Origin of the sequence: Sporosarcina sp. FSL K6-1540, from assembly GCF_038620285.1 — a bacterium.
GTDB classification, from domain to species: Bacteria; Bacillota; Bacilli; order Bacillales_A; family Planococcaceae; genus Sporosarcina; species Sporosarcina psychrophila.
Genome location: NZ_CP152018.1, coordinates 4,394,473 through 4,418,322, shown reverse-complemented (window position 1 = coordinate 4,418,322; position 23,850 = coordinate 4,394,473). Strand labels below are relative to the sequence as shown.

The 23,850-nt window shown below is 42.4% G+C and carries 19 protein-coding genes and 1 other RNA gene; 17 read left to right on the top strand and 3 right to left on the bottom strand.

The window, feature by feature from the left end:
• The first annotated feature begins 27 nt into the window (after window positions 1–27).
• From panB to MKY15_RS21195, 10 genes are all read left to right on the top strand, one after another.
• Window positions 28–873 carry a 3-methyl-2-oxobutanoate hydroxymethyltransferase gene (gene panB, locus MKY15_RS21240; protein WP_342538524.1) on the top strand — a complete coding sequence of 282 codons (846 nt, stop codon included), beginning with the start codon at window positions 28–30 and terminating at the stop codon, window positions 871–873.
• 1 nt (window position 874) lies between these two features.
• Entirely contained in the window at window positions 875–1,753 is an 879-nt protein-coding gene (gene panC / locus MKY15_RS21235) for a pantoate--beta-alanine ligase (RefSeq protein WP_340742619.1), read from the top strand.
• On the top strand, window positions 1,728–2,108 hold the full coding sequence (gene panD, locus MKY15_RS21230; protein WP_187045118.1) for an aspartate 1-decarboxylase: 381 nt from the start codon (window positions 1,728–1,730) through the stop codon (window positions 2,106–2,108). Before panC ends, panD begins: the two co-directional genes overlap by 26 nt.
• 252 nt (window positions 2,109–2,360) lie before the next feature.
• The gene (gene dinG, locus MKY15_RS21225) at window positions 2,361–5,138 is read left to right on the top strand and encodes an ATP-dependent DNA helicase DinG (protein ID WP_338656379.1); all 2,778 of its coding nucleotides are present in this window, start codon (window positions 2,361–2,363) and stop codon (window positions 5,136–5,138) included.
• Between the two features lie 70 nt (window positions 5,139–5,208).
• Entirely contained in the window at window positions 5,209–5,688 is a 480-nt protein-coding gene (locus MKY15_RS21220) for a DUF5590 domain-containing protein (protein ID WP_067210318.1), read from the top strand.
• A 13-nt stretch (window positions 5,689–5,701) separates the two neighbouring features.
• On the top strand, window positions 5,702–6,895 hold the full coding sequence (locus MKY15_RS21215) for a pyridoxal phosphate-dependent aminotransferase (protein WP_255428446.1): 1,194 nt from the start codon (window positions 5,702–5,704) through the stop codon (window positions 6,893–6,895).
• A gap of 233 nt (window positions 6,896–7,128) precedes the next feature.
• On the top strand, window positions 7,129–8,424 hold the full coding sequence (asnS, locus tag MKY15_RS21210; protein WP_067210314.1) for an asparagine--tRNA ligase: 1,296 nt from the start codon (window positions 7,129–7,131) through the stop codon (window positions 8,422–8,424).
• 28 nt (window positions 8,425–8,452) lie between these two features.
• Window positions 8,453–9,166 (top strand): DnaD domain-containing protein, encoded by a 714-nt coding sequence (locus MKY15_RS21205; protein WP_067210312.1) that lies wholly within the window; start codon window positions 8,453–8,455, stop codon window positions 9,164–9,166.
• A 10-nt stretch (window positions 9,167–9,176) separates the two neighbouring features.
• Window positions 9,177–9,830 carry an endonuclease III gene (gene nth, locus MKY15_RS21200; protein WP_067210310.1) on the top strand — a complete coding sequence of 218 codons (654 nt, stop codon included), beginning with the start codon at window positions 9,177–9,179 and terminating at the stop codon, window positions 9,828–9,830.
• Entirely contained in the window at window positions 9,820–10,167 is a 348-nt protein-coding gene (locus MKY15_RS21195) for a YpoC family protein (protein WP_342538521.1), read from the top strand. The genes nth and MKY15_RS21195 overlap by 11 nt, the downstream gene beginning before the upstream one ends.
• Before the next feature lie 55 nt (window positions 10,168–10,222).
• On the opposite strand, the gene MKY15_RS21190 is transcribed toward MKY15_RS21195, so the two are convergent.
• The 3 genes from MKY15_RS21190 to MKY15_RS21180 form a co-directional block, all read right to left on the bottom strand.
• Window positions 10,223–12,868: a PBP1A family penicillin-binding protein gene (locus tag MKY15_RS21190; protein WP_187045114.1), complete on the bottom strand. Its 2,646-nt coding sequence runs from the start codon at window positions 12,866–12,868 to the stop codon at window positions 10,223–10,225.
• A complete protein-coding gene (gene recU / locus MKY15_RS21185) occupies window positions 12,865–13,500 on the bottom strand; it encodes a Holliday junction resolvase RecU (RefSeq protein ID WP_067210303.1) in 636 nt (211 codons plus the stop codon). Before recU ends, MKY15_RS21190 begins: the two co-directional genes overlap by 4 nt.
• Window positions 13,501–13,869: 369 nt before the next feature.
• On the bottom strand, window positions 13,870–14,718 hold the full coding sequence (locus MKY15_RS21180; RefSeq protein WP_067210300.1) for a DegV family protein: 849 nt from the start codon (window positions 14,716–14,718) through the stop codon (window positions 13,870–13,872).
• Between the two features lie 885 nt (window positions 14,719–15,603).
• Between MKY15_RS21180 and MKY15_RS21175 the strand changes: the two genes are divergently transcribed.
• The 7 genes from MKY15_RS21175 to MKY15_RS21145 all read left to right on the top strand — a co-directional run bounded on the left by MKY15_RS21175 (window position 15,604) and on the right by MKY15_RS21145 (window position 23,613).
• On the top strand, window positions 15,604–15,975 hold the full coding sequence (locus MKY15_RS21175) for a YppE family protein (protein WP_067210295.1): 372 nt from the start codon (window positions 15,604–15,606) through the stop codon (window positions 15,973–15,975).
• Window positions 15,972–18,254, top strand: a complete 2,283-nt coding sequence (locus MKY15_RS21170) for a DEAD/DEAH box helicase (protein WP_342538520.1) — start codon at window positions 15,972–15,974, stop codon at window positions 18,252–18,254. Before MKY15_RS21175 ends, MKY15_RS21170 begins: the two co-directional genes overlap by 4 nt.
• Window positions 18,244–19,530 (top strand): ribonuclease H-like domain-containing protein, encoded by a 1,287-nt coding sequence (locus MKY15_RS21165; protein WP_187045111.1) that lies wholly within the window; start codon window positions 18,244–18,246, stop codon window positions 19,528–19,530. The genes MKY15_RS21170 and MKY15_RS21165 overlap by 11 nt, the downstream gene beginning before the upstream one ends.
• Before the next feature lie 81 nt (window positions 19,531–19,611).
• Window positions 19,612–19,908 carry a cell division regulator GpsB gene (gene gpsB / locus MKY15_RS21160; protein WP_067210288.1) on the top strand — a complete coding sequence of 99 codons (297 nt, stop codon included), beginning with the start codon at window positions 19,612–19,614 and terminating at the stop codon, window positions 19,906–19,908.
• A gap of 48 nt (window positions 19,909–19,956) precedes the next feature.
• Window positions 19,957–20,341, top strand: an RNA gene (gene rnpB, locus MKY15_RS21155) — RNase P RNA component class B.
• 170 nt (window positions 20,342–20,511) lie between these two features.
• Window positions 20,512–21,639, top strand: a complete 1,128-nt coding sequence (locus MKY15_RS21150; RefSeq protein ID WP_067210287.1) for a class I SAM-dependent RNA methyltransferase — start codon at window positions 20,512–20,514, stop codon at window positions 21,637–21,639.
• 63 nt (window positions 21,640–21,702) lie between these two features.
• Window positions 21,703–23,613, top strand: coding sequence for an ATP-dependent DNA helicase (locus MKY15_RS21145; protein ID WP_342538519.1), 1,911 nt, complete (start codon window positions 21,703–21,705; stop codon window positions 23,611–23,613).
• Window positions 23,614–23,850 lie beyond the last annotated feature (237 nt).

Genomic DNA, 23,850 nt, shown 5'->3' with positions numbered 1-23,850 from the left:
TCTTCTCAAAGAGAGGGGAATAATACTATGAAAAGCACAGTTGATTTTATCAAAATGAAAAAGGCTAACGAAAAGATTGTTATGCTGACGGCTTATGATTATCCATCTGCAAAACTTGCGGAGGAGGCGGGAGTCGATATTATTCTCGTGGGTGACTCACTTGGCATGGTCGTTCTCGGCTATGATTCGACAATTGCGGTTACCACGGAAGACATGATCCATCATGGCAGCGCGACTAGAAGAGGGGCGAAGGAGACGTTTCTTGTTGTTGACATGCCATTCGGTTCTTATCACGGCAGCGCAGACAGAACATTAACAGATGCGGTTCGCATTTTTCAACAAACAGGTGCTAATGCATTAAAACTTGAGGGTGCAGGGAACGTGGTCGATACGATTCGCCTCCTAACTGGAACAGGAATTCCGATTGTGGCACATCTTGGTCTATTGCCTCAGTCGGCATCCGTTGTCGGCGGTTATAAAGTACAAGGGAAGACGGCGGAAGCGGCTCAGCAACTTATAGATGATGCACGTGCATGTGAAGCAGCAGGGGCATTTATGATCGTCTTAGAATGTATTCCTTATCAGCTCGGAGAACAAGTTGCTGCAGCAGTTTCGATACCAATAATCGGCATTGGTGCAGGAGCGGGAACGGATGGCCAAGTGCTTGTATACCATGACACTGTGAAGTATGGCAGTCATCACGTCCCGAAATTTGTTGAGGCGTTTGCGGATGTTGGAACAGTTATCCATGAAGGTTTGAAAAAGTATGTGTCGTCAGTGAAAGATGGGTCATTCCCGGCAGAACGCCATCGTTTTACGATGAAAGAGGAAGAATTAACGGCGTTATACGGAGGCAATACGGATGGCAATTGAAATGGCGGTCGTTCACTCGATTGAGACCCTGCAAGGTATGATTGATCGTAATAAACGCGAGGGTCGTACAGTAGGATTCGTGCCAACGATGGGGTTTTTACACGAAGGTCACTTGACGCTTGTGAAGCATGCAAGAGAGCACAATGATATCGTTGTCATGAGTATTTTTGTCAATCCAGCACAGTTTGGCCCTGGAGAAGATTTTGAAGCCTATCCTCGTGATGTAGAACGTGATGAAAGTCTGGCTAAAGAGGGAGGGGTCGACATTTTGTTCATGCCGACTTCAGAAGAAATGTACCCGCAAGACGGCGGTGTTCGCATCTTGCCGGGACCTCAGTCAAAAGTTCTATGCGGAGCATCCCGTCCCGGTCATTTCGACGGCGTTCTGAAAGTTGTCTTGAAACTTTTTAATATTGTTGACCCGGACCGTTCATATTTTGGTATGAAAGACGCGCAGCAACTGGCGATTATTGAGACGTTTGTTCGTGATTATAACTTGAGAACGTCAATTGAACGGGTTCCTATTGTACGCGAGAAAGATGGCCTTGCGAAAAGTTCTAGGAATGTCAATCTTACTCAGATGGAACGTGCAGAGGCACCAATTATCCAGCAAGCACTTAAAAAGGGTGTATTGTTGTTTAATGAAGGTGTTTCGATCAATGAAATTGAACGGGAAATCACAGCTTATATTACGGAAAATAGTTCGGGCATAATGGATTATGTTTCGCTGCTGTCTTACCCGGAACTTACAGAATACGATGATTCGTCAGACGAGGCGATTCTTGCATGCGCTGTGAAATTCGGAAGAACAAGGTTAATAGATAATACAATTATGTCAACAAAGGATGGTTATCATGTTCAGAATGATGATGAACAGTAAATTACACCGAGCAACTGTAACAGAGGCTGATTTAAACTATGTCGGGAGCATTACGATTGACGCTGATCTCCTCGACGCAGCAGGTATGTTGCCAAATGAGAAAGTACATGTAGTTAACAACAATAATGGTTCACGCTTTGAAACGTATATCATTGCAGGGGAACGCGGGAGCGGTGTTATTTGCGTCAACGGCGCGGCTGCACGACTAGTGCAGCGTGGCGATATCGTTATCATCCTATCTTACGTCTATGTGACGGATGAAGAAGCGCGTACGCATGAACCGACCGTTCTTATCATGGATGAAAAAAACCGAGTGAAAGAAATTATTCGCGAAAAACAAGGTATGACTATCTAATTAAAAAGGGCTCATTTTGAATCGGTACGCATGATTCCGAATGAGCCTTTTATATATCTTGTCAATTTGTATATATTGAAATAAAGTACTTCATTGAATTTGCCGCCGCTCTCGGCTGACCCTTATAAGGTGTCTTGGTTCAGTTGATAGAAGTATTCATTTGTTCAACATATATATGGGCTTAGTACCGACTCGAAAGCCAGAATGTGATACAATCTGCAGTAGTATGTTAAACAGGAAGTTGATGATTGAATGCACAACAAAACGTATGCAGTCGTCGATCTTGAAACAACCGGCCATTCACCGGCTAAAGGGGACCGGATGATTCAAATCGCGATTGTGTTTATAAAAGATGGAATAATTGGGGAGAAGTATGTCCGTTTTGTAAATCCAGGACAAAAAATCCCAGCTTTCATCCGTCAATTGACGGCTATTTCCGATGAAGACGTGAAAGACGCACCGTTTTTTGATGAAATTGCGGCAGAAGTTGCCACCCTTTTGGAAGGGACGGTATTTATAGCACATAATACTGACTTCGACTTGTCTTTCCTCCAAAGTGAGTTTGCGAGATGCGGTGTTGGTAAGTGGGCAGGGAAGAAAATCGACACGGTTGAACTTTCTAAAATCTTAATCCCATCCGCTCCAAGTTACAGGTTACAAGATATTACTGAAGAGCTTGGGATACCGCTAGGGTCGGCCCATCGCGCTGATGATGATGCAGAAGCAACTGCAAAGCTGTTTCTTATTTGCATGACTAAATTGCATACATTACCAGAGGATACGCTGAATCTTCTGCACCGTAGATCGTTTCGATTGAAATCCGATCTTTCGACTCTTTTCTACGAAGCGCTAAAAATGGCGCGGATGAAAAAAATAAGCCCGGATTATTCATTTTTCCGGGGAATCCCTTATCGGAATATGTCCATTGCAAGGGATAATCACTTTGATCATCCTGTGTACCCAATTGACAATCAGGAGAAAACGGCTCAATTGAAAAAAGCTTATCCTGATTTTGAGCGAAGGGAATCGCAATTTGGGTTTATGGATACAGTGTGGCTTGCATTGTCTGGACAATCAGAAATTATTGCAGAAGTGCCGACTGGAATCGGAAAAACCATGGCTTATCTCTTACCAGCAGCAATTCATTCAATAGCGATTGGGAAACCAGTGGTTATCAGTACATACACCAATCATCTTGCTGATAAAATATTGGACGAAGAACTAGGTAAAGCCAGACTAATACTTGGATTTGATGTGACTGCGACCGTATTGAAAGGTAGAGAACAATACATTTCACTTGGTAAATTCGAGGAACTGCTACGAATTGCTGATGAGTCGTACGATGAAACGTTTGCCATCATGCAAACGCTTGTCTGGCTTACGGAAACTGTGTCCGGTGATTTGGAAGAACTGAATGTATCGGGTGGAGGCCAGCTGTTTGTAGACCGAATTCGAAAGCGGTCCAATGTGCTTGCAAAAGATGAACAAGTTGCTGATTATCATTACAGGTTGCTGGAAAGATGCGGACATTCAAATTTAATCATTACAAACCATTCCATGCTCCTTTCTGATATGAATAGAGAGCAAAAGATTTTCAGCTCACTCGCTGGACTCATTGTCGATGAGGCCCATCAATTTGTTCAAGCGGCAACATTTATGAATGAAACCGTATTTTCCTACACGAATTGGAAGTATGTAATGGGACAAATAACGTCTGATGCGACGGGACAACTGTTGCATCAGGTTGATAGGCTTAATACTCAATTCGGAACAAATCAATCTCGCAGTAGAGCTCAGTTGGATTCTGCATTCATGAAGTTTTTGACATTGTTCGATTATGCGGTAGGCATCTTGACTACATTTAACCCTGCAAAGCGCAAGAAGCAACAGGGCAACAGAATCATTTATTCGTTAGCTGAACTGAACTATGGTAGAAACGATTTTTCAAAAGTTGCTGAAGCGATGTCAGACTACATTCATCAAGCTGAATTGTTCACAAGTGGCTTAGCAATTCATCTTGACAATATGACCAAGAATGAACAGGCACTACTTTCGGAATGGGATTTTTGGGTCCGTGAAATGACCATCAAAGCGGGAGAATGGGTTGAAGTCTTTGTAGATGAAAATTTAGATGATTTTACAGTTTGGATGGAAAAAGATATGCGCAGTATTCCGGGGAGTCTAACTGTTATCAAACGTTCACTAGATGGATCTGGGCTGATTCGTGCGCTCATTGACAGGCTGAAGGATGAACAAACCGGCATTGTGTGGACATCTGGAACACTTGCGATTCCGGAAAATGAGCGTTTCATTGCAAGACAGCTGGGTATCACTGATTCTATACCACTCTTAACATTTGATGCGCCTGCCCATTTCTATGAAGGTGCGGAAGTATTCATTGTTAATGATATGCCTGATATTCAGCAAGTCAGTCAATCAGATTATATCGAAGCCGTTACAGATGCGGTCGTTCAGACTGTCTTGGCCACGGGCGGAAGGCTCTTTGTCTTGTTCACTTCACAAGATATGCTCAGAAAAACCTATGATCTAATATCGGAAAGTCAGCAGTTAGAGGATTATACGTTGTTTGCACAAGGAATTAGTTCAGGTAGTCGGATCCGATTATTGAAGTCTTTCAGGCAGTTTACTAATTCCGTTCTATTTGGAACGAACAGCTTTTGGGAAGGTGTTGACGTACCTGGGGATGCGTTGGCTGCCGTTATCGTCGTCAGGCTACCGTTTTCATCCCCAGAAGAGCCAGTTTACAAGGCGAAGGCGGCTAAGCTGACGGCTTCTGGGCTGAATCCATTCACTGAGCATGCATTACCAGAAGCGGTTATGCGATTACGGCAAGGTTTCGGCAGACTCATTCGTTCATCTTCAGATAAGGGCTTTTTCATTATTTTGGATAGGCGGATTGAAACAAAGTCGTATGGCCCGCGTTTCTTGGAGGCATTTCCAAATGTACCTGTGAAAAAAGTGTCACTCGAACATATGGTTAATGAACTCGAAAATTGCTATAATGAATAGGTATCTTAAAGGAAGCGAGTCATAATGATTCGAAAAAAACATTTTTACGACGTACAGGACGTGAAGATTTATGCTGAATTGGATTAAATTCATCGTCGTCTTCCTTATAATGTTAACTTCGGTCATCACCGTCATGGTTTTAGTTAATGCCGAAAAACCTTTTTCGGCGGCTAAAAAGGCAGCAATCGAATCCGCGGTTCAATCGGGACAACTCGCATCAGTAAGTTCTGCTGATGTTTTCAATGGTACAATTCCGACTGTAACGGTATTCGGTGTGGACGCGGATGGCAAAGAAAAAGCGGTCTTCGTTGATGAAAACTCAAAAGATGGTTTTAAAGAAGTGAAGTTGACGGATGGGATTTCGGCAGAAAAGGCTGTTGCAAACGTCAAAAAGGAACTGGATGTAAAAAAAGTTCTTCATGTAAAGCTTGGCCTAGAGGAAGAGGGCCCAGTTTGGGAAGTCGCATTTAAAAGTGATAACGGAAAACTTAATTACGTTTATGTGTTTTTCGAGAACGGTCAATGGTGGAAACGAATATTGAATCTCTAAGGGAGCGATACAATTGACGAAATCATTAGCATCCAGGGTGAATACTCTTTCGCCATCAACGACGCTTGCCATAACGGCAAAAGCGAAAGAAATGAAGGAATCAGGTATAGATGTAATTGGTCTTGGAGCGGGAGAGCCTGATTATAATACACCTGCTAACATTATTGAAGCGGCGTATACATCGATGAAAGAAGGCAAGACGAAATATACGCCTGCCGGTGGTCTGCCTGCTCTAAAAGATGCCATCATTCAAAAGCTACAAAAAGACCAGGGATTAGACTATTCTAGAAAAGAAATCATGATTGGGATTGGTGCAAAGCATGTACTATATACTTTGTTCCAAGTTATTCTCAATCCGGACGATGAAGTAATCATTCCATCGCCTTATTGGGTCAGTTATCCAGAACAAGTGAAGTTAGCAGGAGGAGTTCCTGTACATATCGAAGGGACTGCGGCAGCACAATTTAAAGTGACGGCCCAGCAAATCCGTGACGCGGTTACATCTAAAACAAAAGCAGTCATCATCAACTCGCCGGGAAATCCGACAGGCATGATTTACTCAAAAGAAGAATTACAGCAAATTGCCGATGTTTGTCAAGACAAAGACATCTGGATCATTTCGGATGAAATTTATGAAAAACTTGTATATGATGGGGCAAAACATGTTTCCATTGCCCAGCTCTCCGATGACGCGAAAAAAAGGACACTGCTTATTAATGGCGTATCCAAATCACATTCAATGACTGGCTGGCGGATTGGTTATATAGCGGGTGATGCAGAAGTTGTTAATGCGATGACAGATCTTGCAAGTCACTCGACGTCAAATCCGACGACAACTTCCCAGTATGCGACAATCGAAGCCTATAACGGGCCGCAAGATGCAGTTGAAACGATGCGTAAAGCTTTTGAGTCTCGTTTGGAACAGGTCTATCCGCAACTATCGGCTATTCCTGGGTTTAACGTTATTAAGCCGCAAGGCGCTTTCTATCTTCTTCCGGATGTATCAGAAGCAGTTAAGAACACAGGGTTTGCGAATGTGGATGATTTCGCAGCAGCATTATTGACGACAGCAAATGTCGCTGTAATCCCTGGATCTGGTTTTGGTTCTCCGGATACTATTAGGTTGTCTTATGCAACATCAATCGAATTACTTGAAGAAGCAATTCGACGTATTCATGCATTTGTAGAAGCAAATTGGAAAGAATAAGAAAAGCACAAATGCCTTGGTAGATCCGACAAGCGCTGGAGGGCCTTAAAACTTAAGGCCTGAAGCGACAGTAGTAGGCATCTTAGGATCGCGACATCCTGTCGCAACAGCTACATAACCCACGTCCTGTGGGCCAAGGGGCTGGACGCTGGAGTCTGGACACTACTCCAGTTGAAAAACTTATACTTTCATGTCTTTTAAAAAATAGAGAAGTTTAACTTTCGGAGGTTATTATGAAAACAATCATGATACATGAAATGCCAAACCACGCTGGTGAAACAGTTCGTATCGGTGGATGGCTTGCCAATAAACGCTCTAGCGGAAAAATTGCTTTCCTACAGCTACGTGACGGTTCGGGATTCGTCCAAGGAGTCGTAGTTAAAGAAGTTGTTGGCGAAGATATTTTTGCAAAAGCAAAATCAATGACACAAGAAAGCTCTCTTTATATTACAGCAGAAGTAACTGTAGATGAGCGTTCTACATTTGGTTATGAACTACAAGTGAAAGAAATTGAAGTTATTCATGAAGCAGTCGATTATCCAATCACACCGAAAGAACATGGAACAGAGTTTTTGATGGACCACCGTCATCTATGGCTCCGGTCTCGTAAACAGCATGCTGTTATGAAAATCCGCGACGAAGTAATTCGTGCAACGTATGAGTTTTTCCATATGAACGGATTTGTTAAAGTAGATCCTCCCATTTTGACAGGTTCTTCACCAGAAGGGACATCTGAACTGTTCAAAACAAAATATTTTGATGAGGACGCATTTCTTTCACAATCAGGTCAGCTCTACATGGAAGCTGCGGCTATGGCACTTGGAAAAGTGTTCTCATTTGGGCCGACATTCCGTGCAGAAAAATCAAAAACACGCCGTCATTTGATTGAGTTTTGGATGATTGAACCTGAAATGGCTTTCGTTGAGTTTGAAGAAAGCTTGGTTGTACAGGAGCAGTATGTGACGCATGTTATTCAATCAGTGCTACAAAACTGTCCAATTGAACTAGAAAGACTTGATCGTGATTTGTCTAAGCTTGAAAAAATTCAAGCGCCATTCCCACGTATTTCATACGATGATGCCATCAAATTCCTGAATGATAACGGCTTTGATGACATTAAATGGGGAGAAGATTTTGGAGCGCCGCACGAAACAGCGATTGCTGAAAGTTATGATATGCCAGTATTCATCACACATTACCCAATCGGCATCAAGCCGTTCTACATGCAACCACATCCTGACCGAGACGACGTTGTCTTGTGTGCGGATTTGATAGCTCCTGAAGGTTACGGAGAAATCATCGGTGGTTCTGAACGAGTTCATGACTATGAGCTGATGAAACAACGAATTAAAGAGCATAACCTAGATGAGTCTGCTTATGAATGGTACTTGGACCTTAGTAAATATGGGGCAGTACCGCATTCAGGATTTGGGCTCGGACTTGAACGTACTGTCGCTTGGATTTCCGGTGTAGAACACGTACGTGAAACGATTCCGTTCCCACGTCTATTGAACAGATTGTATCCTTAATACCTAAATAGAAGAGAGGAGTTCGGACATGCAACACGAAGAACGGCTCCGAATTTGGATTGAGCAGGGGAATGTAAACATTTCCCAGCTCTTTTTTCACAATTATAAAAGTCTCGGGATCAAAGATTTGGACGCAATGCTAATCATGCATATGACAGCATATAAATCCGAGGGCAATCATTTCCCAACTCCTAACGAGTTTGCAAGTCGTATGGATTTAACGGAAAATGAAGTATCCATGGTTTTACAACGTTTAATGCAACACGGTTTACTCCGAATTGGTCAAAGTGAAGATCAAAAAGGGGTTTTACATGAAACTTTTTCTTTGCAGCCATTGTGGGATCGATTAGTCGATCAGATTGCATTCGCAACGAATGAGGCTGAGGAAGAGACCCATAAGAACGCGGAAGGAGAAATTTTTTCGCTGTTTGAACAAGAGTTTGGACGCTTTCTGTCACCAATGGAGTGCGAATCAATCACGATGTGGCTGGATGACGATGGACATACAGTCGAAATTATCCGTGCAGCATTAAAAGAAGCTGTCATAGCGCAAAAATTAAGTCTCCGGTATATCGATCGGATTCTTTTTGAGTGGAAAAAGAAAAATGTTAAGACATTGTCTGATGTTGAACGTCAAACAAAGTCATTCCGGACCGTAGGGACACGTCCGTCACAGCAACCAGAAAAAACTGTTTCGGTAAAACGTGTTCCTTTCTATAACTGGCTGGAAGAACGGGATTAGGTGGGAGTACATGCTGACAAAAAAACAATGGGAATTTTGCCTTGAACAATTTGGCGAAATGTTCCCAGATGCACATTGTGAACTGGTGCATGACAATCCTTTTGAATTGACAATAGCAACGCTGCTATCTGCCCAATGTACGGATGTTCTCGTGAATCGGGTGACGGCGGAGCTGTTTAAAAAATATAAAACACCTGAAGATTATCTAGCGGTTGATGTCGAGGAACTACAAACGGATATCAGGTCGATTGGATTATTCCGCAATAAGGCGAAAAATATTCAAGCCCTAAGTCAAATGCTTATTGATAATTTTGATGGGGAAGTACCGGCTAATCGTGACGTTATGATGACGTTACCAGGCGTTGGCCGTAAAACGGCGAATGTTGTCGTATCGAATGCATTTGGCATACCTGCTATTGCTATCGATACACATCTAGAGCGTGTAGCGAAGCGACTTGGTATGAACAGGTGGAAAGATTCAGTGCTAGCTGTTGAAGAAAAAATCATGCGCTGGACACCAATGGAAAAATGGACAGATACGCATCATCAAATCATTTTTTTCGGAAGGTATCATTGTAAAGCGCAAAATCCCGGATGTAATGTTTGTCCCCTCCTGCCGTTATGCAGGGAAGGGAAGAAGAGGATGAAAGCAAATGCCAAATGAAGTAAATCGTATAAGTAAGGAGCTACTGGCACCTTATTTTGATCAATGGGAAACAGTACGGGATCAAATTGAAGCTTTTTATGACCAAAAAGATCATCAAGCAGTTGAGTTGATGAATGTGGCGATTGACAATTATAGTGAATTACTTGAACAAGGTGGGAAAGTGTTAGATGACCGTATAGGAAAGGTTGTTTATACGTTACTTCCACTGAATGGCATAGAACGTTTCGATTTTGTGAAAGATAAAATAACGAGCCATTACGCTCATGTTCAACTGGATGCTCTATTTACAGAAACCAAAAAGAAAGTTGCCAGATTGGCGATACAAAAGAAATAAAAAAGCAGAAAGCGAAATGCTGATTAGGCATTTCGCTTTCTGCTTTTTAGTTTAGTTACGGGGAACCAGTACCGTCATCAGTAGTGGTTCCATCAGTCCCGGTTCCTGGTTCTGGTGGAACCGGGGTGCCGGTCCCATCATCGGGGGGCGTACCCTCGTTACCGCCATTACCATTGTTGCCGTTATTACCGTTATTACCGTTGTTGTCATTGTTACCGTTATTGCCATTGTTCCAGTCGTTACCGTTATTGCCATTGTTCCAGTCTTCACCATCTGGGTTTTCAGTATCAATTTCTTCATCAGGTACTGGGACTTCTTCGGTAACCTCTTCAATCTGAACGGTCGTAGTAGCTGGACTACTAACTAAGTCGTCGAGTTTAGCAACGACGGAGAACGTATATTTCCGACCAGCTTCGGCTCCTGAGAATGTAACTGACGTGTCTGTTGTCGTTGTCATTTCTTGCATATCGCTACCATCCACACCCACTAATACGGTGAACTCTACATTGCCTATGATAGCTTCCGAAACTGGAGCATTATGGGACCAGTTTAAATCAATAGAACTCGTTTCTTCATTATATTGAGCAGCCAAACTATTTGGTGCTTCAAGTTCGATAATTTCTTCTTCAGCAACTTCTACGGGCGCAGTTCCTCTGACGAATAGTTCTGTACGCTTCCTATTGCTAGGTGTCGTCCGACTTGCTAAAACAAGTGGATTTGAACCGTATTCAATCGTCGCTTCCTCCACAGAGTCAGGTTTTTGGAACCGTGATGTATTTTTCCCAGCAGAAATGTCACTCATGACCATGCGAAACAGATTTTGAGGGACATACCTGCCTTTATCGAATGTAGTGATAGGTGTTGCATATTTCTCGTAACCACCCCATACGGCAATTGTGTAATCTGTCGTATAGCCAGCAAACCATGAATCGGGAACGTCTGAATTTTTCAAGCCGTTCTTTGTTATGATTTCAGATGGATAGTTTGTTGTCCCGGTTTTACCGGCAATATCCAGACCTGAAATAGCTGCTTTGGTTCCTGTTCCGGCTGTTAATACTTCACGTAAAATGTCCGTTACCATATATGCAGTCGAATCTTTCATGACTGTTTCTGATTTTGGTGTCATGTTAGGTGCTTTTTTTCCATCTCTAAAAATAATTTCCTTGATGGCATACGGTTTTGTGTAATTCCCACCGTTACCAAAGGCTGAATAGGCTCCTGCCATTTGAAGTGTAGAAAAATCATATTCTCCGCCGCCAAGTGCATTGGAAGAATTCAATTTATCAAACGGAAGTCCGAGCCCTTTCGCAAAAGCGCCTGCCTTTGCAGTTCCGACCTCTTCAAACACTTTTACTGCAGGAATGTTGCGGGATTTGTATAATGCTTCTCGAATTGTCATGGTCCCTTGATATTTACCGTCGACGTTCCGAATGGCTTTATCTGTCCCTTTATAGTTGTAAGGTTCATCTACGACCGTATTTCCTGTTGACCAGCTAAGGTTTTCGATGGCTGGGCCGTAAGAGAGAATCGGTTTAATCACCGATCCGGGTTGACGTTTTTGGTCTGTAGCAAAGTTCCAGTCCGTTCCAGAATAATTACGCCCTCCACCGACTGCAACGATTGCACCCGTTTTGGTATCAAGAACGGTCATTCCGGCTTGCATTTTTTCGGATTCATATAAATCGTTCGTATTTAATGCATTCTCCACAGATTGCTGAGCTGCAGGATCCAAATTCGTTTGAATTTTTACGCCTTCAGCAAGCAAGTGTGACATACCCGCTTCTTCCAATTCAGAGAGCACAAGATCGACATAAGCTGGGTATTTTGTGTTGCTAACCTGTCTTTTGTCGTCAGCCAGTAATGTTCCTGTGACTGGCATCGCCTGTGCTGCTTCCATTTCGACTTTAGTAATTTTTTTATGCTGGTACATTAGCCCAAGTACGATATTGCGTCGTTTTTTAGCACGAGCCGGGTTTTTATAAGGATTGTATCCGTTTGGACTTTGTGGAAGTCCTGCTAACATAGCGACTTCGTGTAGTTCAAGTTCATTCAGATTTTTACCATAAAAGTATTTTGAAGCTGTTCCAAATCCGTAGTTATTTCCGGACATCAGAATCTTATTAAAGTACATTTCAAAGATTTCTTCTTTTTCATACTTACGTTCAAGCTGGAAAGCGAGCCATGCTTCTTGTGCCTTCCTTTTTAACGTTTTCTCTTCTGACAGGAATGAGTTCTTAATGACCTGTTGGGTAAGTGTGCTCGCTCCTTGAGAACCGAAACCACTTCTAAAGTTCGCGATGACTGCACCACCAAGCCTCCAAAAATCCATCCCGTGGTGGGAATAGAAACGGACGTCTTCCGTTGCAAGTATTGCATCTTGCATCGGGTCCGGGATTTCAGCGTAGGGAACGAACTCCCTTTTTTCAGCGCCCGATTTCATGAAGACATCACCGTGGATATCAAGTAAATCAGATGATAAGGGGTCTTTTAAAAGGTTTTCGTCGAGATCAGGTGCAGAACTTGCATAAAAAGCGAATAAGCCCGCGCCGCCAACTAGTATGGCAACTCCGATGGCGACGATTGCCAGAACTATCTTCTTAATGATGCCTTTTCCCTTATTCGTCTTTTTACTTTTTTTCTTTGCGCGTTCTGCCTCAATGTTTTTCCGGCGTCCAGCTCTTGAATTTATATTATCGCTCATACATCTTCCTGCCTTTCAGTTGCATTGTTTGATGTCGTTGTCATAATAGACACCGCTTTTAAATAATCGAGCCTTGGATTGAAACGTGGTAGAATCTCCAAGGACATGGTCTCAAACTCTATAAGTGTGATCGATTTTCTTCCACCTTTTTTCATTCTTTCCCAATATTTCTCAAAATTATCATAAGGGACGATAAAATAGCGGTCAAGCGAAGTGAATTTGACAATGAAAAAAACAACTCCACCTTGCTTTGACACAGATTGCATATGTTCCACTTGATGGTCATGAATATTTTGCAATGGAAAAGATGTCGCACTCTTGGTTTCTTTTGCTTCGAAATCAATATAGTTCCCTTGCCATACTCCGTTAAAGTCAGTTGTAGACGGTGTCCTAAAATAGGCTTCGGTTATGACAGCGGCACTTCGCTCCGGATAATTCACGTTTACGACTTGGATTGGAACGGGTTTCTTATGGATGACAGCAATGCCGCGACTTAAATAGAACTCATTCGTTTCATTCAATTCATCTTCCAATGACTTCCCTCGGTTACTGAATGAAAGATCGACTTTTTTTTGATGGCCTATCTTCTGAATGGGTATATATTTCTTGCCGTTCGGATAGCGTATTGTCATAGGTATCACCTCGCATCTCACTATCATACCATATCAATTGGACGGATTAGTGCTCGGAAAGTTGCAATCTAATGTCCAGATATTGAACAAGCTTAAACCTATTCAATAAATCGGAAATAATTATTTATCATATAGGGCGTAAAAAATGTGGCGATATAGATAATGAAGGCTACTAATTAGGACAGCCGATAAGAGTAGAAAGGGGAGTGGATACAAGAAAGGGAACAAGGTATGTGAATAAAATGTAACGATAAAGCTGTTATATCATAGAAGAATGGACATCCAATTACAATCCAAAATAAGCCGATTGCCGACTAGTACAAGGCAGTCAGCTTATTATTTTCGTAAACATAATCTAGTTCCTACATTTTAATACCTCACCCAACTTAGCCCAGTAGTACCTTCACCTGCATGTACGCCCACACAGACGCTGAGGGGGAGAACTTGTACTTTCAAGTTTGGGAATTCCTGCAATAGCTCTTCTTTCCAACTTTCAGCATTCATTACATTGTTACAGTGGATCACTGCGATTTCTGGGATGCTGCTATTTTCCATGTCGCTGCGCAGTAAATCTGTCACATTTATTTTAGCTCGTTTATTGGCACGAACTTTTTCTTTCATCACTGGTTTTCCATCTTCAAACGAGATGACCACTTTAATATTTAGCAAATTACTTAGAAATGCTTGTGTTCCAGAGACACGACCGCTTTTATGGAGCTGATTTAGATTAGCAGGTATGAAGGATAATTTGGAATTTTCCGTCATTTTTTTGATGGCTGCAACGACTTCTTTAATGTCATGTCCCTGTTCTAGTAGTTCATTGCCAATTTCAATCATTTTGATCATCGGATAGGAGCCGATTTTCGAGTCAATTGGATAGACCTTGAAGTCTACCATTTGTGCAGCTGTTTGCGAGCTATCAAATGTGCCGGATAGGCCGCTAGACACATGCAAGGCAATTGCGCAATCATAGCCTTGCTCCTGTAGTTTTTCATAAAGGGCAACCATTTCACCAATAGCGGGTTGGGATGTTTTGGGGGGATTTTTGGCAACACGTAATTTGTCGTAAAACTCTTCCTGTGTCATATCGACTGTTTCTTTAAAAACAACATCAGCAAATACGATACTCAATGGTAATATATGTACGTTATGTTTTCGTATAAAAGATTCGTCTAGTTGTGCAGCTGTATCAGTAATCCAAGCGATTTTCGTAGCCATTAACAAAGTTCTCCCTTAATGATGCATATTTTAACGTTGAAACAAGCTATCTATTATCGTTAATGTACCTTACACGTTAAAGGAGCACTAGTATTAGTTGTCATATAGAGAAGAAGTTTTAATTTCTGTGACATAATTTGAACATAATTATGATGTACACTTGTATCAAAGACGTTATTCTGCTAGGGAAAAGTGGAGATTACATTTAGTCCTGTTGAAAATTAACTATATAGATTGAGCTAAATGATTCCATTCAATAACGCTTCGGCGCTTCAGGGATGCCTTCCGCGATAAACTAAGGCACTGAAAAAGTACGATTTCCTTCAATCCCGTTGATTTCCGTTCCGAGCGGACGCTTTCCGCGGGCACGGCTTCAGCCAATCGAACAGCAGAGGGTTCGATTTGCCGTATTTCTGCGTTCTTTGCAGAAATTAAGGCATTCTTGCCCCGTGCTCCCAACGCTAGCGCTTTTGCTCGCAAGAGCCGTTCTTCGTAACGGCTCTTGCCCCGTGCTCCCAACGCTAGCGCTTTTGCTCGCAAGAGCCGTTCTTCGTAACGGCTCTTCCTGCGGGGTCTTCAGCTCGCGCTGTTCCCGCTGGAGTCGCCGCTCTTCACTACAATCAACTAGTTCTTACTATAAAAAAGAACTTTTTCAGTGCCCTCCCATAAGCCTGACAAGCTTCGCTGCCAGTCTTATGGTTCCAGCTGCCCCCTTGTAAGGCGCCTGCGCTCAGTTCATATGACGTATTCAATACTTCAACCTAAATAGCACTTTATCTAGTAATGAAGGATTAGTAATACCAAGGAATATACGTTCCTATGAATTTGGTGCATCTCGGTCATATCTGTTAAAATAAAAGAAACGTCCGGAAAGGGTGTATCATTATGAATCTACAACAAAAAACTGAAGCGCTACTTGCTGTTTGTAAGGAATGCTTCGAGCGCCATGCGCAGATGAGAGAACTCGATCGGGAACCCGACTTTTTCATAGAAGTAAAACCATATGCAGATCAATATCATACGTTGCTTGATGAATGGACCGAGGAAGTATCTGAATTCATCAAGACAGCCAAGCCGAAATATGTTCATCCAATTCAAATTGAAACACTGACTGACTCTATGAAGCAATTCATCGTCCAGTCATTTTATCAAAAGACAGGTAAAAAACGTTTTATCTTATCGATTAATTCAGCTGAATATACGTTAAAAACAATTTTGGACGCACTACGTCTTGAACAAGAAGGCGATGTACGATGATAAAGAAGAAAGCGGTTCACGAAGTGTTAGAAAAACTGCGCACTGACGCCTCTTTTTCCGCTAACGTCATCCATACTAAAACGATTGCTGAGAAAGAAGCAATCTACGCCGAATTTCCGGGAAAACTCCATCCATCGATTATTAAAGCACTTGCATCCAAAGGAATTGATAAATTATATAGCCATCAAAGAGAAGCCTTCGACCTGGCATCATCCGGAAATTCTATTACCGCCGTTACACCGACAGCTTCCGGAAAATCCCTTTGCTATCATTTACCTGTTATGCAAAGTATCCTCGAAGATGATACATCGAGAGCCATTTATTTGTTTCCAACAAAAGCACTGGCCCAAGATCAGCTGGCGGACCTCCATGAGCTGATTGAAGCGAGTGGGGAAACCATCCTCAGTTATACATACGACGGGGATACTGCACCTGGCTTGCGTTCTAAGGTTAGAAAGTCGGGTCATATCGTGCTGACAAATCCCGATATGCTGCATTCAGGTATCTTGCCACATCATACAAAATGGGTGTCGTTATTCGAGAACTTAAAATACATCATCATCGATGAATTGCATACGTACAAAGGTGTTTTCGGCAGTCATGTCGCACATGTGCTGCGAAGGTTGAAACGAATCTGCAACTATTATGGCAGTGATCCAGTGTTCATCTGCACATCTGCGACAATTGCAAATCCGCAAGAACTAGCGGAGTCGTTGATAAATGAGGACGTTCAAGTAATCATCAAAAATGGAGCACCCGCCGGAAAGAAACATTTTGTCTTCTATAATCCACCGGTCGTTCATCCAACGTTTGGTATTCGAAGAAGTGCTGTACTTGAAGTGCGAGATATCGCCGCGCTTTTATACCGGGAAGGCATCCAAACGATTATCTTTGCAAAAAGCCGAGTACGAGTTGAAATGCTTGTCACGTATATGAAAGCATTGACGAAAAAGAAACTGTTCGATGAAACAGTAATGGGCTATAGGGGAGGTTACCTACCTTCAGAACGCCGGAAAATTGAAAAAGGGCTTCGGGATGGAGCTATCCGTACGGTTGTTAGTACGAATGCACTTGAACTTGGCATTGATATCGGGCAACTACAAGCGTGTATTATGACGGGTTACCCGGGAAATATTGCGAGTGCATTTCAACAGGCAGGGCGTGCGGGAAGACGGCGAGATGAGGCGCTCATTATTTACGTCGCCCAATCCCTGGCTCTCGATCAATATATTATTGAACACCCTGATTATCTTCTTGGCCAATCACCGGAAGAAGCACGGATTCATCCGGATAATATGTTTATCTTAATGGATCATCTTAAATGTGCTTCATTTGAGCTGCCATTTTCTTCGACAGAAACATATGGTGAATTTGACGTACAAGAATTACTCGCGTTCCTTGAAAGCGAAGGAGTTTTGATAAAGACTACAGACAAATGGCATTGGATGACAGACAGTTTTCCAGCAAGTGAAGTGAGTCTTCGCTCTGCAACACAGGAAAACGTCATCATTATTGATAAAACGTATCCAAAAGAAACGAAGGTCATAGGGGAGATGGATCGTTTTAGTGCGATGACGCTCCTCCATGAAGAAGCAATTTATATCCATCAAGGAACCCAGTTCCAAGTTGAGCAATTGGATTGGGATGAAAAGAAAGCCTATGTCACAGAAGTCGATGTCGATTACTTCACGGATGCCAATCTTGCAGTGGAACTGAAAGTGATGAATGAAGATATCGCCGAACAGTTCGGAGATAACAAGGCCGCTTATGGTGATATCGCTGTACTTGCAATCCCGACGATTTTCAAGAAAATCAGATTCGATACACATGATAATATCGGTTCTGGTCCGATTTCATTACCCGCAGAAGAATTACATACGTCTTCCACGTGGTACACATTCGACATACCTGAAGGATGGACGGGCGCTGGACTGACGGATGCGATGACGGGTGCAGCCTATGCGATCCAGTCATTTATCCCGTTATTCGTCCGCTGCGATAAAACGGATATCCATGTTGTGCCGCAAGTGAAAGCTGTTCATACCGGAAAGCCAACTATTTTCATTTACGACAGTTATCCAGGCGGAATAGGTCTGAGTGAAAAGATTTTTGAACGGTGGGATGAGCTGTTGCAAAAAGCAGCCGATCATGTGTCCACCTGTCGCTGCGAGTCGGGTTGTCCGGTTTGTATCGGTGCGCAAGAAGCTGGTATGGGCATGAAACGGGATGTCGGATCCCTTCTTAAGACGCTAGCGGGAGGGGAAAGAAATGTCATATGAACAGAAACTGATGCAAATGAAGAAGTTGTTGAAAAAAACAACTTCTAAAGTGGTAGCTGAAGATGTGCCAGAAGTTGTAAAACCCGTTGCAAAAGTACCTGTCTATGAACAGCAGTGGCTGGACGCGGGTTTGACAAAAGCCGTAAATAAACATGGCATCGTCTATAAACGTATTGTTGAATACGACACTGACCATCAGCACGGAAACATTATTCTTTCGGGTTTGAAGTCAACGATCGATAAATGGAAGAAGTCCGGTGAAGTGCATCCACTGTCTCCGGATTTTTCAAAACCGCTTGTTTTCTTTGATACAGAAACGACAGGTTTAAAAGGAGCAGGTACACTGATATTCCTCATGGGGTTCATTGAACAGACGGCATCATCTTTTAAAATGACGCAGTATGTCCTTCCGGGTCCTGATCACGAAGCGGCATTCCTTTATGCAACTGGATTATGGGAAAAGCCGTCGACAATCGTTACGTATAATGGCAAAAGTTTTGATATCCCAATGGTGGAAACACGATGGACGATGAACCGTAAAGAATTACCGCCACTTCTCAAGCATACCCAAATCGATTTGTTGCATGGTTCCAGACGTATTTGGAAAGGTGAGATGGCAACGTTTCGACTACCTGCAATTGAGGAGGAACAACTTGGTTTCTTCCGACAAGGAGATATCCCAGGGCATATGGCGCCAATCATCTACCAAGATGCTGTTAAGAATGGTCGCGCGGAACTATTAATGAAAGTTCTCGTCCATAATGAATGGGATATCCTTTCACTAGTTGCGCTTTATATACGGTCAACCGATTTGCTATTGAAAAGCGATGTCCGAGAATCGGCCGTGACCCATACGAATATTGGGAAATGGTTTGGTGATTTAAAGTCGCATGACCGTAGTAAACAAATCTTTGAAAGTGTCATTGCCGAGTATGGGATCAATCATCCTGCGACACATTTTCACTTCGGGTTCATCTTGAAAAAGGAACAGGCTTACGAGGACGCAGTCTCTTCATTCAAGATAGCGGCAACAGGTCTTACCGGACGTGAACGAATTATCGCATTAGAGGAATTAGCGAAGCTTTACGAGCATAAGCTGAAAGAGTTAAACAAGGCATTAGACTCCACGAAAGAGGCGATTAAGCTCCTGAAGGCGGATTCCTACTTGGCGGAAAGATTTCGGGCACGTTCGAGAAATGATTTCTTGAAAAGGGAAATAAGGATAACTAGAAAATTATTTCCCAGGCAAGCGCACGAAGCGACAAAAAACGGTTGAAAGTCGGCTTTAGTAAGACAAAGTCGGACAATATATGTTATAATCAACGGTATGTAAACAGAGACGGAAGGGCGATTTTTCATGGACACTAAATTGGATACAAAAACGATTCTTGAGAAGGAATTCAAAACGGGCCTTCGCGGCTATAATCAGGAAGAAGTAGATCTCTTCCTTGATGATATTATTCATGACTATGAAGCTTTTAAAAAGACGATTACAGAATTGCGTACCGAAAATGAACGCATGCAAAGAGAACTTGAATCTGCACAAAAACGCCCTGCGGCTGGAAGTGCTGGAACAACGAACTTTGATATATTGAAGCGAATTTCAAATCTGGAAAAGCATGTTTTCGGAAGTAAACTCTTCGACCAAGAATAATATATTGTAAATGAAACATAAGTACGGTATACTAAAAATATCATAGTGGAATTTAGGTAATCGCTGCAACATCCTATGTTGTAGAGGAAAGTCCATGCTCACACGGATCTGAGATGACCGTAGTGTTCGTGCTCGGCGAAAGAATAAGCCGTGGCTTCGCGTATAACGCGTTGACGGCGGGAATAAATCCTAAGTCTTCGGATATGGATGAGGTTCCCTGAACAGTGCCACAGTGACGTAGCTGTCTCGGAAACGGGGCAGATGGAACGCGGTAAACCCCACGAGTGAGAAACCCAAACTATGGTAGGGGCACTCTTCCGAGGGAAATGAACTGTAGGAAGAGACAGGTGTATACCTGTAGATAGATGATTACCACCCTAAGTACGAGGCGTGAGCCGTTTGAGTACACGGGAACAAAACATGGCTTATCGAATTTCCTATGGTATTATTTTTAAATTGATTGCTCTCCAATAAGATGGGGAGCTTTTCTTTTGGAGAATTAAAGTGTGAAAAAAATATGGTTATATTGGCAATACTATAAAAAGTTAACCCTTGATGAATTCATGGAAATGATTGATGGTATAGAATTGGAGTTGGAAATGCATGACTGAATTTAAACTAGTGGCAACATCTGCAATGGGGCTTGAATCACTTGTGGCAGATGAAGTAAAAGCTCTTGGTTATAAAACGACTTCGGAAAATGGGAAGATTTATTTCCAGGGCGATGAATTGGCGATTGCAAAAACGAATCTATGGCTCCGAGTAGCGGACCGTGTTCGTATTGTTGCAGGTGAATTCGAAGCTACGACGTTCGATGATTTATTTGAACAGACAAAAGCGATTCCATGGGAACGTTTTTTGCCAGTTGACGCAGAGTTTCCAGTTGCGGGTAAATCAGTGAAATCTACTTTGTACAGCGTGCCTGATTGCCAGGCCATTGTAAAAAAAGCGATTGTTGAACGCTTGAAGATTGCTTATAAACGAATTGGTTTCTTTGATGAATCAGGTCCTTTATTCAAATTGGAAGTATCGATTTTAAAAGATAAAGTAACATTAACGATCGATTCAAGTGGAACGGGACTACATAAACGCGGATATCGACTTGCACAAGGGGATGCACCGTTGAAAGAGACACTTGCAGCAGCGCTTGTGAAAGTGTCACGTTGGAATCCAAATCGTCCTTTCGTTGACCCGTTTTGTGGTTCAGGTACAATCGCAATTGAAGCTGCGATGATCGGGCAAAACATTGCACCTGGATACAATCGTGAATTTTTAAGTGAAGAGTGGCCATGGATCAATAAAAATATTTGGGATCAAGTTCGTGAAGAAGCGGAAGACCTCGCAAAATACGACCAACCACTTGATATTTCAGGATTTGATTATGATCCCCGAATGATTAAAGTGGCACAAGAGAATGCGGCAGGAGCTGGATTCATGGATTTGATCAAGTTCCAAACATGTGACGTGCGGGACTTGACGTTAGAGGGCTTGAACGGAGTTATGGTGGGGAATCCGCCATACGGTGAACGTCTTGGTGAGGTAGAAGAGGCTGAAGAAATTACGCAGGAACTTGGCCGTATAATGAAAAACTATCCATCATGGTCTGTTTATATGTTGTCTTCATTGGAAAATTATGAAAAAATGTACGGACATAGAGCAACGAAGAAAAGGAAATTATTCAATGGTTTTATTCGTACTGATTTGTATCAGTTCTGGGGCCAACGTCAATAATTGATAGAATGCGGAAGAGGGAAACTCCTCTTCCTTTTGCATGTAATAAGGAAGGGGTAAACGATGAAGAGCAAGATGCCATTCCCGTTATCAAAAGATAAATCGTTCTATGAGTCACTGAACGACTGGATAGGGGATACGTTATACGATGAACTGACTGAAAAAGGATTTGAATGCCGTGATGAACAAATCTATATGGCGTTCCAAATTGAACAAGCACTGAAAGAAAAGAAAGTTCTTTTTGCGGAAGCGGGTGTAGGGACAGGTAAAACAATTGCTTATCTACTTCCTGCAATCGCTTATGCTCGCTATACTGGCAAACCGGCTCTCATTTCATGTGCGGATGAGACACTGATTGACCAGCTTGTAAAAGAAGACGGTGATATCCGGAAAATTAGTGAAGCGCTCGGTCTTGATATCGATGTTCGACTTGCTAAATCACGTGACCAATATTTATGCTTGAAACGATTGGAAGAGGCGGGTAATACGATTGACGAAGACTATGTTGATGTTGTGGCAGATGAACTACCTGAATTCGTTTACGGTTCCGGTTCATTGCAATCGATTTTTCCTTACGGAGAACGTTCGGATTATCCAAATTTAAGTGATGAAGAGTGGAAAACAGTGAACTTCCATCCCATCCAGCAATGTGCTGCGTGTGATGTTCGTAATCGATGTGGTCAGACAATTCACCGAAATCATTATCGCGAATCGGTCGAACTCGTTATTTGTTCTCACGATTTTTATATGGAGCATATTTGGACAAAAGAATCCCGTAAAAGACAGGGACAATTACCATTATTACCAGAACCGTCAATGATTGTCTTCGACGAAGGCCATCTTCTTGAGTATTCGGCTCAGCGTGCTTTGACGTATGAGGTACAAAATAGTACATTGCTAAATCTGCTTGAACGAATTATGGTCGATGGAATAAGAGAGTCGACACTTCAACTGATGGAGCGCCTAATTGATTCGCATGAAGCATTTTTTAAATTACTCGATGCGCTTGCGGATACAACGGAGAATGAACGGAAAGCGATTGAGAAAACACCTGAACTTCTGGCAATTGGAAAAGAGGTTGTGAAAATCTCGAATGCGCTTCTTGAAGAATTTGTTTTTGAAGGTGAACTCTATATCATTCCGGCATATGATTTGAGAATGGTCGAGGAATATCTGGATCAATACATTTACTCAATGGACCTCTTCACCTCTCAAAATGATGCAGTCGACTGGCTTGAAGGTCGCGAAGGCGAATCCACACTGGTTATCATGCCACGTCTAGTGACGGACATTTTAAGAGAGAAACTGTTTTCATCCAACACGCCAATCGTCTTTTCATCCGCTACATTATCAGTCGGTGAAACGTTTACTTATTTGGCAGATGGTCTTGGTATCCAAGATTACTTGTCATTCTCAGTGGAATCTCCGTTTGATTATGATGAAGTGATGGAAGTATTTGCGACGGATATAGAAGCCGGTGGCAAAGCGAAGCGAGCGCTTGAACTTTTAGAAGATGGAGAGCAAACACTGATTCTCTTCAAGTCAGAACGAGCGATGAACCATTTCAAAGAGCGCGTTCCTAGCGAGTGGCAAGACCGTATCGCTTTCGAAGGTGAACGAGAATTGTCTTCTATCGTGCGTGACTTCCAACAGAAGAAAGTACCAGTTTTATGCTCTTATCACTTATGGGAAGGGCTCGACATTCCCCAAGATGCATTGACACGCGTCATTATTTACGATTTGCCATTACCACCATCGGACCCGTTGTTCGACGCGAGACGTCAGCACGCTAAGGATCCTTTCCGTGAAGTAGACTTACCATTCATGCTACTAAGGCTACGCCAAGGTGCAGGACGACTCATACGGACGTCAGCCGATTCTGGAACAGTACATCTTTTACTAGAAGGTAAAGAACAGGAAATGAAAGCTGAAATTGAAAGTATTTTCCCTGTTAAAATGAAAATGACAGTTTAATTATAATTTGTAAGGCTCTCCTAGTAATATTGGGAGGCCTTTTTGTATTTCTGAGGGAAACGCTATTATTTAGGACTGTCCAGCTCGTGCTGTTTATACAAGAAATGTATAAATGTTGTGAAGGACAATAAATAAAAAACACTTATTAAGGGTCTGAATAGGTCCTATAAAAAAGATTCAGTCATGCACATCTAATTTGGGGTTCTACATTAACTCACATGTGTTGATTAACCAAAA